We start from the raw sequence: 11,808 nt of genomic DNA, 5'->3' as shown, positions 1-11,808 counted from the left end.
ACGGGTGCCCCTGCGTAGGCGCGGAGGAAATATGCGGCACCCCGCTTCCCTGTAGGAGCGAAGGAAGAGTACAAGCGCCTCCCTACCCACGTCCCGAGCAGAGCAAATTAGCCCCAGAGGAACTGGATCGTACCCGCCGCAATAGATGCACCGTACGCAACAGCAATGATGACGGCGGCGGCAATACTCACGTGCACGTCACGGCGCGAATACGAGGGCACGCGCGCCCAGGTGCGTTCGCCCGCGCCGAAGCCGCGCGCCTCCATGGTGACGGCCAGGCGGGAGCCGCGGCGGATGGCCTGCACGAGCAGGGCGAAGCTTTGCCCGCCGAAGGTTTGGGCGCGTCCGAGGAGGGATTGGCCCGCGCCGAGTCCGCGGGCGCGTCGTGCCTGTCCGAGGGCGTTCCATTCGGCGAAGAGGATGCCGACCAGGCGCAGCGCGGCGATGGTGGCGAGCACGAATCGTGCCGGCAGTTTGAAGGTCTGCGCGAGGGAGTCGCCGAGGTCGGTCGGATCGGTGGTGAGCACGAACGCGAGGGTGGGCAGGACCATGGCGAGGGAACGGATCATCATGGCTGCGCCGACGGCTGCGGAGCCGGTGGTGATGGTGTTGAAGCCGAGGTTGAGGATTACATCGCCGGTTTTGGCGCTGAGCATGGCGACGGACCAGCCGGTGGTGATTACGGCGATGAGGATGGGCCAGAATCGGGCGAGGACGTTGACGGGCCGGAACCCGACGAGGATGAACCCGAGCAGTTCGAGGGCGAAGAGGATTCCGGAGGTCAGCGGGTCGCGCACGATGAGCGCGGCGATGATGAGGGCGAAGGAGACGATGAGCTTGACGCCGGCGTTGAGGCTGCTGAAGTAGCTGGTTCGGTCGATGGTGCCGAAGAAGTCGGTGTTCATGCGTTCTCCTTTCCGGAGGCTGCCTGGGGTCCGGAGGGTTCGGAGGCTTCGAGCGCTTCGAGGGTGATGGATTTGCCGCCGAGTGCGGCGGTGTAGTCTTCGTCGTGGGTGATGGAGATGACTGCGGTCCCATCGGCAAGGAGTTCGCGGATGAGGTCGACGAGTTCGGCCCAGGTGCGGGCATCCTGCCCGAAGGTGGGCTCATCGAGAATGAGTATTCTCGGTGCGGTGGCGAGCGCGGAGGCTACGGAGAGCCTGCGTTTTTCGCCGCCGGAGAGGGTGAAGGGGTTGGCGTCGAGCAGGTGGCTGAGGCGCAGGCGGGCCGCCAGGTCGTCGGTGCGTGCGGCGAGCTCGTCTTCGTCGAGGGGAACGCGATTGAGCGCGGCGAGTCGGCGGGGGCCGAGTTCGAGTTCTTCGCGTACGGTTCCGCGGATGAATTGGTATTCGGGTTCTTGGAAGACGTAGCCGATGCGGCTGAGCATTTGGGCGGGGGTCCAGGTGGGCACGTCCCAGTGGGCGCGCTGGCTATTCTGGCCGCTGTCCCGGCCGGCGCCGTGGTCGCGGAGCGTGTCGGTGGCGGCGAGGGTGCCGTCGGGGGCGGTGAGCAGACCCGCGAGGGTGAGCGCGAGGGTTGATTTGCCGGCGCCGTTGGGGCCGAGCACGCTGAGGTGTTCGCCGGCGCGCAGGGTGAGGTTGATGCCGCCGCGCAGCACGGGCAGGTCGACGGGTACGGGCGCGGGGGTGTTGCCGAGGCGTTTGATGGTGCGTCGGCGGGCACGTCGCTGCTTGGGGGTGGGTTGCGCGCGGGTAATGCTGAGGTTTTCGGCGCGGAGAAGCACCTCGCCGATTGCAGTATCGCCGCCCGCCGCCTCGCCGATAGCGTTCTGCGGTGCACGCGGCACGTAGTCGGGCACCCACACGCCGGCGTCGATGAGATCCCGACGGGCTTCGGCGAGCACGGTTCCGGGCGCGCCGTCGTGGGTGATGGTTCCGCCCGCGCCGAGCACGATAATGCGGTCCATGTACGGCGCCCAGATGCTCACGCGGTGCTCCACGACGAGCAGGGTCGCGCCGGTGGCCTCCGCGGCAGCGAGGATGCTGTCGCGTACCTCCCGCACGCCGGCAGGGTCGAGGTTGGCGGTGGGCTCGTCGAGAATCATGGCGCCGGGGTGCATCGAGAGGATGCCCGCCAGGCCGAGGCGCTGCTTCTGTCCGCCGGACAGGGCGCTGCTGGGGTGGTCGAGGGGCAGGTGGCTGAGCCCGACCGCGGTGAGCGCCTCGGTGACGCGTCCCCAGATTTCCTCGCGGGGTACGCGCAGGTTTTCGGGGCCGAAGGCGGTGTCGTTCCCGATGGTGGCCATGACGATGGAGGATTCGGGGTCCTGCTGCATCATGCCCGCGGTGCCGCGCGCTTCTACGGGGTCTTGGCCGTTGAGGGTGATGGTCCCGCCTGCGGAGAGGCCGTCGTCATCGTGGAGCACACCGGCGATGGCGTGCAGGAGCGTCGATTTGCCGGCGCCGGAGGTGCCCAGTAGCAGGACTTTTTCACCGGGGTTGATGGTGAGGTTGAGTCCGTTGATGACCGGTTCTGGGCGGCCGGGGTGGTGCCAGCTGAAGTTGTTGAGCTCGATGCGCGCCCCGCGCGGTGTTGCTTCCATAATGCTTTCTTAGCCTTCTGAGCGGCTGCTGTAGTGTGCCGAGTGGTAACTCGTGGTGAGTGATTAGCTGGTGGCTAGTGGCTGACGATTAGCGGCGGGTGTTGCCGGAAGCCAGCGAGGAGAGCACGCCGGTCTTGGCGAGGTTCTGCACGAGAATCCAGGCCAGGAAGCCCGCGATGACTGCGCCGGAGACGACCGAGCAGGCCACGTAGGTGACGGCCTTGACGGGCTCCATGTCGGGGTAGTAAATCAGGATTTCGCTGCCACCCATGAACAGGCCGCTGAGAGCACCGGCCAGAACGGCGATGGCGGCGTTCCAGCAACGGTAGCCGAAGGCGGCGAAGATGATTTCAGCGCCGATGCCCTGGATAATACCGGAGATTAGAATCTCGCCGCTCCACGCACCGCCGGTGAACAGCACCGAGATGAGCGCCGCAACGAGCTCGCAGAAGAGGGCAGCGCCGGGCTTGCGGATGAGCAGGCCGCCGAGGGTACCACCGAGCAGCCAGGCCCCGGCGATGAGCGGGCGCAGTTCGGGGGCCGCGACGAGCGCGGTCTTGGCGGCGGGGCTCACGGCGATATCCCAGATCCAGAAGATGATAGCGCAGGCTACGGCGATGACTGCGGCGATAACGATTTCGTTGACTCGCCAGCTCAGGCTGCCGCGGGGGGCCGGACGCTTGGGCGCGGTGGTGTGTGACATGTGGTTTTTCCTTCCGTCGCTGGAAGGGGAATGTCCTCGCCCTCTGCATGGGCGAGGGCACCGAGAAGATTCGACTCCCTACACCGGTACTAACCGGATCAGGTTCGAGGGTCTGCTGTGCACTCTCAGCGCCGCGGTGGCGCTCCCCTGTCGTGTTGGCCCCACGGCTGCGGATTGGTTTGCACGCCGGTGCGTAACACAATTGGGGCCAGAAACGATTGTAGACACCCGGAGGCGTTGAAGCTAGTTCGGGCAGTTTTATGTCATACTCCTGTGTATGCGGCGTTTTTGTACGGTGTACACTTTCGGGATTGTATACTCCGAAAGCGACACGGGCCGGAGAAACCCTATACGCTAGGAATGGCACTCATATTTATCCTTCCTACCCCGAGGGGGTTCGGGGGTGAGGCGCCGCATCATTAATACCAAAGGAGATACATATGAATCCCGTCGCAAAGCTTGCTCTCGCGGGCCTGAACATGGGTGCCAGCGCCCTCGTCGGCAAGGGTCTGGGCACCGCCTGGACTAAGGCAACCGGCAACCAGCCGCCCGCCATTTCCGCCGACTCTGAGGATACCCTGCGCCAGGTCATCCTCTGGACCGTCCTGACCTCCGTCGTGGGCGCCGTTGTCAGCTTCGGTATCGCCCGCGCGCAGCGCCGTTTCTTCAAGTAAAGACCATCCCTGAATGCTTCGTTCGGTGATGCGGGGCGGTGCGTACCCTCGCGGTGCGTACCGCCCGCGCTTTTCTAACGCGTACCAGCCTCCCGCAGCACCGGCCGATGCGACGCCGCTCGGCCATTTGAAAGCCCCTTCATGATGATTCGTTCTTCCCGCCAGCAGAAGCCTGCCCGTCCCGCCGTGGACCACGCCACGAGTCGCCGTTCGGTGACCGCGTGGATCCTGTGGGATGTCGGTTCGTCGAGTTTCGACTCGATTATGATGACCTTCATCTTCACGGTCTACCTGACCAGCGGTTACTTCGGCACGCCCGAGCAGACCTCTTCGGCACTGTCGCTGGGTCTGACGGTTGCGGGTTTCCTCATCGCGTTTCTCGCCCCGGTCACGGGCCAACGCAACGACAGGTCGGGCCGCGGCATCTTCTGGCTGGGCGTGAACACGGTCCTGCTCGTGGCGTTTATGGCGGCCTGCTTCTTCGTCGCCCCCGACCCGGGCTACCTGTGGTTGGGTGTTTTCCTGGTGTCTGCCGCGAGCGTGTTCAGCGAGTTCGCGTACGTGAACTACAACGCGGTGCTGCCGCGCGTTTCGAACCCGAATAATATCGGTAAGATTTCGGGCACTGGCTGGGCTGCCGGCTACATTGGCGGCATCCTCGCCCTGGCCGTGGTGCTGTGGGGCTTCGTGCTGTCCCCCTCGTCCCTGGGCTTGAGCGAGGAGGGGGCCCTCAACATCCGCGCGGTGACCCTGTTCGCCGCGGCCTGGTGCCTCGTCTTCTGCGTGCCGCTACTGATTCGGATGCGCACCCGCGAGCGCTTCCTGCCGGAGGTGCTCCCCACCCGCGAGCTGCGTTTCCTGGAGCTGGGCATGGAGCGTCTCTCCCCGGCTCGTCAGGGTAGCCTGCTCGCCTCCTACAAGGCGCTGTGGCGCACCATTAAGCGGCTGAAGATGACGTCCCCGCAGACCCTGTGGTTCTTGATTGCTTCGGCGGTGTTCCGTGATGGTCTGTCCGGTATTTTTACGTTCGGCGGTATTCTTGCGGCGGGCACGTTCGGTTTCAGCACTTCCGAGGTGATCCTGTTCGGTATTGCCGGTAGCGCTGTCGCGGCGGCTGGCGCGATCCTGGGCGGCTACCTGGATGACTACCTGGGCCCGAAGGCAATTATTGTTATCTCGCTGGTCGGCATTATCTTGGCGGCTACCCCGCTGATGTTCTTCCCCGAACCGGGCGTGTTCTGGGTATGCGCCCTGCTGCTGTGCCTGTTTGTGGGTCCGGCGCAGTCGGCCTCCCGCACGTTCCTGGCTCGCCTGGCCGAGCCCGGCACCGAGGGTGAGCTGTTCGGACTGTACTCGACGACCGGCCGCGCTACGAGCTTCCTGGCGCCGATGCTTTTCGGCCTGTTCGTGAGTATTCTGGGCGCCCAGATTTGGGGTGTTGTCGGCATCCTCGTGGTTGTGGTTGCGGGTCTGCTGATGCTGCTTCCGGTAGAGGCTCCCGGGCCCCTGCGGGTGCGGGCCAACCGCCGCGAGAAGGTGAAGTCTTAGCCGCGGGCGGGACCTACCCGGGGATCCCCGCGGTCCCTCAGCGGGTATAGCGAAGGGGCGGGTAGAGTTAATCTGCCCGCCCCTTCGCTATGCGCCATCGGCGCTAGGGTACGCTCATCGAGCTACTCGGTCACCACATCGTCGTCTGCCTCGGCGGCCGTCTCGGTGGAGCCTTCCGAGGTCACCTCGCGGTTTTCCTCCGCCTCGTCCAGGACCTCTTCGCTACCGGTCATCCGGGCCCAGGTCGCGTCGTCAATCAGCGGATCGTCAATCACGCGGACCCACAGCATCGCTCCCTGCGCCAGGGCGCTGACGTTCTCGTCGTACGCCTCCGCAGGCAGACCCTCAAAGATCTCAGCCAGACGCGCAAACAGGTCATCGTACGAAATGTCGCCCTCAGCCTGCAGCCAGCACTCAGCCGCAAATTCAGACAGCTCGTTCAACGCGGTGTCCTGCAGCAGCAGGAACGGGCCGTCCTCGCCCACGCGCACCGCAGAGGTTCCCGGCGCGCGGTCAATCACAATCGTACCGTTCAGGTACACGCCCGGCAGGTGATCCTCAACCGTGTACTTCTCCAGGCTCTCAACCTCATCAGCGCCCGGCAGCTCACCACCATTCAGCAGATCCTGAACCAGCGGCAGGGTGTCCTCAACCTCCGAGTACACCAGGCGCCACACGCCGCCGCAACGCTCTACTAGCTTGGCCAGCGACACGACGCCTTCAGGGTGACGCGCCAGGCCCGAGCTCTGCTCGCTCAGGAACACCAGCGCCTCGTGCAGCGGCACGCGTTCCAGGCGCGGCTCCTTGGCCTGCTCGTCACGCGAAATCAGCACGATACGGGTCAGCTTGTAGCCGCGGTCCTCGGGGTCGACCACGTTCAGACCGGCCTCAACCGGGTTCTGCTGTTCCTTCGGTGCATTCTGGTCGACAATCACCGACAACGGCTTCGGGTAGGGGGTCACGAAACCCTCATCCGAGATGACGGCGGTCTCGTCCGTCAGGTACGCCAGCTTCGAGCCCAAGAAACGCGAGGCCGTGGTCTTGCCGCTACCCGAAACGCCCACCAGGGCCAGGGCTCGCTTCGACTCGGGGTCACCGATAACCGCCGAATGAAGCATCACGCCGCTACCCACCAGCTGCTCGATCATCGCAACGGTGATGCGGCTCGTCAGGTCCTGCAGGCCCTGCTCCACGCTATCCACGCGCAGCGTGCCAACCTTCATGAACGGGCCCATCAGGGGCTGGGCTATGTCCAGAATCGGGGTGTCAGATACGGGGTGCACCAGCAGCACCTGGTCGTGGTTCGAAACCGCCTCATACGCCTCGTCCGGGGTCTCAAAAAATTCGGGGTTCAGCGGCTCCCAGGCACGCTTAAAACCCTCGATAAAAGCCTCAGACTGGTCAATCAGGTAGACGGAAACCTCCGCGCCCGCCAGGCGCAGAACAACAGGAAGCAGATTCATAACAATCCTTCAAATGAGTGAGAGAATAGCCCCGCACGCGAGTGAACGCACGAGACGCCGGGCGTACGCCCATATGAGGAGGCGCGGGCGACCCAGCCAAGCAGGCCACCCGCGCCCCAACCCCAAACGGGAATAGACTACGACTCCGTCGGAATCATCGTCTGATGAAAATTCAAATAACTACGCGAAGCAGTCGGGCCACGCTGACCCTGGTAACGGTTACCATACGCACCAGAACCGTACGGGTGCTCGGTCGGGCTGCTCAGACGGAAGAAGCACAGCTGACCCACCTTCGAACCCGGCCACAGCATAATCGGCAGGGTGGCCATATTCGACAGTTCCAGCGTCACGTGGCCCGAAAAACCGGGGTCGATAAAACCGGCCGTCGAATGGGTCAGCAGGCCCAGACGACCCAGCGAGGACTTGCCCTCCAGGCGGGCGGCCACGTCATCGGGCAGGGTCACCTTCTCATACGTCGAGCCCAGCACGAACTCACCCGGATGCAGGATGAACGGCTCGTCGGGAGCCACCTCCACCAGGCGCGTCAAATCCTCCTGCGGCTGAGCAGGATCAATATGCGGGTACTTATGGTTATCGAACAGACGGAAGAAACGATCAATCCTCACGTCCACACTTGCAGGCTGAATCATCGACTCATCGAACGGATCAAGAACGATGCGTCCATCAGCAATCTCTTGACGAATATCGCGATCTGAAATAAGCACGTTTAAAGGATACCTGGCAGAGCCCGCAGACCGCAGGCTCGAGCCCGGCACGACCCGGGTGGTGCGTCACATTGGGCGGGGTGAAACATTTCACGAACCGGCACGGTACACGCTAGACTGGAGGGGATGCGGCTGTAGCTCAATGGTAGAGCGCACGCTTCCCAAGCCTGATACGCGGGTTCGATTCCCGTCAGCCGCTCCAAAAGCCCCGGACTTCGTCGCGGGGCTTTTTCCGCGTCTGAAGCGGGAATCGCTTCCAGGCGGAAATACATTCCCTCGCGCGCTCGGGATTTCCGCCTTCCAGCCCGTCAGCCGCTCCAATAGAACGTCACTCTGGATACAAAGGTTTCCGGCCCTGCCGAGAAGTGTCCGGAGTGGCGTTATCAACTTACCTGTCGTAGTTCCGCCGTGAGTCTATTGCTTCCTGTGCTGCGAAAGTAGCGTTCAGTGCTCGTGGAAAGCCGCAGTACACTGAGGCGTGCAGGATAGCTTCCTGAATTTCCTCTTCGGAAATCCCGACATTGAGTGCCGCTCCAACATGAACTTTAAGTTGAGGTTCGCATCCGCCTAATGCAGTCAATACGCCAATGGTTACTAGCTGGCGACTGCGTGCATCCAGACCGGGCCTATCGTAAATATCCCCGAAAGCAAATGCGGCGATGTGGTGTCCTAAAGCAGGGTTTGACGTGGAAAGTGATTCGATAACACTCTGACCAGCGTCTCCATCGATACGGGAGAGAACCTGCAATCCAAGATCACGACGTCGCTGATTATCGACGGAATCAATATCGTACTGATCACTCATTGTGGACGGGAACCTTTCTGATACATTGCTATCTTGAATTCGGTAGCTACCAGCGATAACTGAAGATCCTCTATTCGTTGCCGAAGGATGTCGCGATGCTCCAGCATCAAATCAAGACGCTCCTGAACTGTTTCTGCACCTTGTTCAACCAAGGAGATGTAATGCTGGAGTTGGGTAATCGACATTCCAGAGACCCTCATTCGGGTAATAAAAACCAAACGCCGTACAGCCGCAGCATCGTAAAGCCGATAGCCGGATGCGTCGCGCCCTACTTTCACCAGCCCTGCGCGTTCGTAATAGCGCAGCGCATGTGCGCTGATTCCCAAATACTCGGCAGTGGTAGCGATATCCCACTGAGTGTTCTCGTCATCTCTGATCAGGTCGCGCAATGCCGCAGTATTTAGCCCTCCGGGTGGATCGATCGCGAGCCTAAGGGCTTGCTCTAACCGTTCTTCCAACATGTCAATTACACTAAACCTTTGAGTGCGCTCGAAGGCAAACTGCTATGGTGCTTCACGTTCTATGACCTGGGATAGGTGTGGCTGATGTTGGCAAGGTAGCCGTTCAGGAACGGTACGGTAGCGGTTGGTCAAGTCCTGTGGAGTGGTGTAATCGTTTTGTGTCCTTCGGGTTGGGTTATGCGCTGAGTTGGAGTGGGGTGTCCTCCTGTTGGGTGGGTTGGGGTGTGAGTCGTGATTTGGTGAGGATGTCGAGGCTGAGGTAGCGTCGGCCTTCGGCCCATTCGTCGTTTTGTTCGGCTAGGACGGCTCCGACCAGGCGGATGATGGCCTGGCGGTTGGGGAAGATCCCCACGGAGTCGGTGCGTCGGCGGATTTCGCGGTTGAGGCGCTCATTGGGGTTGTTGGACCAGATCTGGGTCCATACCCCGGTGGGGAAGGACGCGAAGGCGAGGACGTCTGCCCTGGCTTGATCGAGGTGATCACACACAGCGGGGAGCTTGTCGTGCACGTAGTCCAAGAGTCGGTCGTATTGAGCGTTGACTGAGGCGGCGTCGGGTTGGTCGTACACCGAGTGCAGCATCGCTTTGACGGCGGGCCATAGCGCTTTGGGGGTGATGGACATGAGATTCGCGGCGTAGTGGGTGCGGCATCGTTGCCAGGTGGCTCCGGGTAGGTTCGCTGCGATGGCTTCGACCAGGCCCAGAGAGCCTGTCAATTTTTCTGTGTATGGGGGTTAGAGGTAGGGGGTGATTCGGTCGGGGTAGGCGGTGGTGAGTTGGGCGAGGGCTTGTTTCCAGTTGGTGGTGGTGCGTCCTTGGATGAGGCGTGTGGGGGCTGTTCGTTTGTTGGCGGGTTTGCCTGCGTCTGTGAGGCGCTGGGTGGCTCGTTTGTCTTCGATGTTGCAAATTCCCAGCCACAGGAGTTTGATGGCGGCTTCTTCGCTGGGGAAATGCCCGCGGTTCTTGGTGATTTTACGTAGCTGGTAGTTCAACGATTCGATAGCGTTGGTGGTGTACACGACGCGGCGCAGCATGGGCGGGAACGCCAGGAATGGCGTGAAGCGCTGCCAAGCACGCTGCCAGGTCGCAACCGTTTGGGGGTAGCGTGCTCCCAGGTCGCTGGCCGCAAACTCTTCCAGCGCCGCTCGGGCGGTTTCTTCGTTGGGCGCGCTGTACACGCTCTTGAGAGCGGCTGCGACGGCCTTGCGGTCCTTGTAGGACACGAAACGCATGGACGCGCGGATTAAGTGAACGACGCAGGTTTGGACCATGGACTGGGGCCAGGTCGCTTCGATGGCTTCGGGCAGGCCAGCAAGTCCGTCGCAGCACACGATCAGGACATCGCGCACGCCCCGGTTGGCCAGCTCGGCGCATACGTGGGCCCAAAAAGCCGCTCCTTCATCGGCTTGGACCCAGATGCCCAGCACATGCTTGACGCCCTCCATGTCCACTCCCACCGCCAAGTGAGCGGCCCGGTTCTCCACGGTGTGATCGCGTCGGATTTTGATGCGGATCGCGTCCAGGTAGATCACCGGGTAGAACGCTTCTAGGGGGCGGTGCTGCCACTCCAGCACGGCGTCGCACACCGCGTCAGTGATCGTGGAAATCGTCCCGGCACTGACCTCCACGCCGATGGTGGAAGCCAGGTGATGACGGATATCGCGCACTGTCATTCCCCCGGCATACAAGCTGATAATCATCGCATCCAAGCCATCAAGGCGCCGCTGTCCTTTGCGTACCAGGCGTGGGGTGAAAGAGCCTGCCCGATCCCGGGGAACCTCGATCTCAAAGGCTCCCACCTCCGACATCACGGTCTTCTTCGTCGTGCCGTTCCTCGTGTTCGAGCGCGCCTGCGTGCTGGCTTGGCCCTTCTCATACCCCAAGTGCTCAGAAAGCTCAGCGGCAAGCCCGCGCTCCAAAGCCTCCTTCAGCAACGCGGGCAACAACCCCTGGCTGCCCGTCATCTCGACCTCGCCAGCATCAAGACGCTCAAACAACGCATCCAACGCCCCCGAGCGACGCAGCTCCTCCACAGCCTCACGCCCACTAGCGCCAGACACAACAACATCATCATCATTCATCATGCATCAATCCTTTCAAACAAAAAGACGGATACACAGACAATTGAACACGCCCGGCCCAGATGGGCGTCACTGGTCACCAGGCGCACGCCGGTGAGGCCTCGGGCGACCAGGTCGGCGAAGAACTCGTTCCACGCCGGGCCGGTCTCGCTGGTGGATACGCGCACCCCCAGTACTTCTCGGTGTCCGTCATTGTTGACTCCGGTGGCAACCAGGACCGCGCACGAGACGACGCGTCCTCCTTCGCGCACCTTCATGGTCAGTGCGTCAGCGGCGACGAACGTGAAAGGCCCAGCGTCGTCGAGGGGGCGATGGCGGAACTCGTCCACGTGTTCGTCCAGGTCGGCTGCCATACGTGAGACCTGGGACTTCGATAGTCCTGTGATCCCCAGGGTTTTGACGAGCTTGTCCATGCGGCGTGTGGATACTCCCGCTAAGTAGCAGTCAGCAACCACTGTGATCAAGGCGTTTTCGGAGCGTTTGCGGCGCTGCAACAGCCACTCTGGAAAGTAGGTGCCTGAGCGTAGCTTGGGGATCGCCACGTCAATGGTGCCGACCCTGGTATCCAGGGGCCGGTAGCGATACCCATTGCGCTGGGTGTGACGCTGCGGGTCTTGTTGGCCCCACTGGGCCCCGCACACCGCATCAGCGTCCGCTGATAGCAACGCGTTAATGACGTGCTGGAGCAAGGAACGCATCAAATCTGGGGATGCCTGGGATAACGCCTCGCCAAGCAGGCCAGCAGGGTCGATAATATGAGGAGCGGTCATCGTTGTGCCTCCAAAT

Annotated in this window: 10 protein-coding genes, 1 tRNA gene, 2 pseudogenes and 1 riboswitch; of the genes and pseudogenes, 3 read left to right on the top strand and 10 right to left on the bottom strand. The window is 62.4% G+C overall.

Features of this window, described 5'->3' with window-relative positions:
* Positions 1-107 precede the first annotated feature (107 nt).
* The 3 genes from HMPREF2944_RS00590 to HMPREF2944_RS00580 all read right to left on the bottom strand — a co-directional run bounded on the left by HMPREF2944_RS00590 (position 108) and on the right by HMPREF2944_RS00580 (position 3,266).
* Positions 108-905 carry an energy-coupling factor transporter transmembrane component T family protein gene (locus tag HMPREF2944_RS00590; RefSeq protein ID WP_070679408.1) on the bottom strand — a complete coding sequence of 266 codons (798 nt, stop codon included), beginning with the start codon at positions 903-905 and terminating at the stop codon, positions 108-110.
* Positions 902-2,563: an ABC transporter ATP-binding protein gene (locus HMPREF2944_RS00585; RefSeq protein WP_070679406.1), complete on the bottom strand. Its 1,662-nt coding sequence runs from the start codon at positions 2,561-2,563 to the stop codon at positions 902-904. The genes HMPREF2944_RS00590 and HMPREF2944_RS00585 overlap by 4 nt, the downstream gene beginning before the upstream one ends.
* A gap of 88 nt (positions 2,564-2,651) precedes the next feature.
* Positions 2,652-3,266: an ECF transporter S component gene (locus HMPREF2944_RS00580; protein WP_070679403.1), complete on the bottom strand. Its 615-nt coding sequence runs from the start codon at positions 3,264-3,266 to the stop codon at positions 2,652-2,654.
* 58 nt (positions 3,267-3,324) lie between these two features.
* Positions 3,325-3,425, bottom strand: a riboswitch (TPP riboswitch).
* A gap of 281 nt (positions 3,426-3,706) precedes the next feature.
* Here HMPREF2944_RS00580 and HMPREF2944_RS00575 point away from each other — a divergent pair.
* Complete coding sequence (locus HMPREF2944_RS00575; protein ID WP_070679400.1) at positions 3,707-3,940, top strand: DUF4235 domain-containing protein; 234 nt, start codon at positions 3,707-3,709, stop codon at positions 3,938-3,940.
* 141 nt (positions 3,941-4,081) lie between these two features.
* Positions 4,082-5,488 (top strand): MFS transporter, encoded by a 1,407-nt coding sequence (locus tag HMPREF2944_RS00570; protein ID WP_070679397.1) that lies wholly within the window; start codon positions 4,082-4,084, stop codon positions 5,486-5,488.
* Positions 5,489-5,610: 122 nt separating this feature from the next.
* On the opposite strand, the gene HMPREF2944_RS00565 is transcribed toward HMPREF2944_RS00570, so the two are convergent.
* Both HMPREF2944_RS00565 and dcd read right to left on the bottom strand, forming a co-directional pair.
* The gene (locus HMPREF2944_RS00565) at positions 5,611-6,951 is read right to left on the bottom strand and encodes a P-loop NTPase family protein (protein ID WP_070679395.1); all 1,341 of its coding nucleotides are present in this window, start codon (positions 6,949-6,951) and stop codon (positions 5,611-5,613) included.
* Positions 6,952-7,088: 137 nt separating this feature from the next.
* Complete coding sequence (gene dcd / locus HMPREF2944_RS00560) at positions 7,089-7,676, bottom strand: dCTP deaminase (protein WP_070604442.1); 588 nt, start codon at positions 7,674-7,676, stop codon at positions 7,089-7,091.
* A 128-nt stretch (positions 7,677-7,804) separates the two neighbouring features.
* On the opposite strand from dcd, the gene HMPREF2944_RS00555 reads away from it, so the two are divergent.
* A tRNA-Gly gene (locus tag HMPREF2944_RS00555) sits at positions 7,805-7,878 on the top strand.
* A 186-nt stretch (positions 7,879-8,064) separates the two neighbouring features.
* Here the strand turns inward: HMPREF2944_RS00555 and HMPREF2944_RS08910 are convergent.
* From HMPREF2944_RS08910 to HMPREF2944_RS00535, 5 genes and pseudogenes are all read right to left on the bottom strand, one after another.
* Entirely contained in the window at positions 8,065-8,481 is a 417-nt protein-coding gene (locus tag HMPREF2944_RS08910) for a carboxymuconolactone decarboxylase family protein (protein ID WP_049357953.1), read from the bottom strand.
* A complete protein-coding gene (locus tag HMPREF2944_RS00550; RefSeq protein WP_070648814.1) occupies positions 8,478-8,942 on the bottom strand; it encodes a MerR family transcriptional regulator in 465 nt (154 codons plus the stop codon). Before HMPREF2944_RS00550 ends, HMPREF2944_RS08910 begins: the two co-directional genes overlap by 4 nt.
* Before the next feature lie 175 nt (positions 8,943-9,117).
* A pseudogene (locus tag HMPREF2944_RS00545) lies at positions 9,118-9,642 on the bottom strand (transposase); the annotation flags it as partial.
* Positions 9,643-9,675: 33 nt separating this feature from the next.
* The gene (locus tag HMPREF2944_RS00540) at positions 9,676-11,025 is read right to left on the bottom strand and encodes an IS256 family transposase (protein WP_049341892.1); all 1,350 of its coding nucleotides are present in this window, start codon (positions 11,023-11,025) and stop codon (positions 9,676-9,678) included.
* 53 nt (positions 11,026-11,078) lie between these two features.
* Positions 11,079-11,792: pseudogene (locus HMPREF2944_RS00535) on the bottom strand (IS256 family transposase); the annotation flags it as partial.
* Positions 11,793-11,808 lie beyond the last annotated feature (16 nt).

This window comes from Rothia sp. HMSC072E10 (assembly GCF_001813965.1).
Taxonomy (GTDB): Bacteria; Actinomycetota; Actinomycetes; order Actinomycetales; family Micrococcaceae; genus Rothia; species Rothia mucilaginosa_A.
This window is presented reverse-complemented; position numbering and strand designations above follow the sequence as displayed.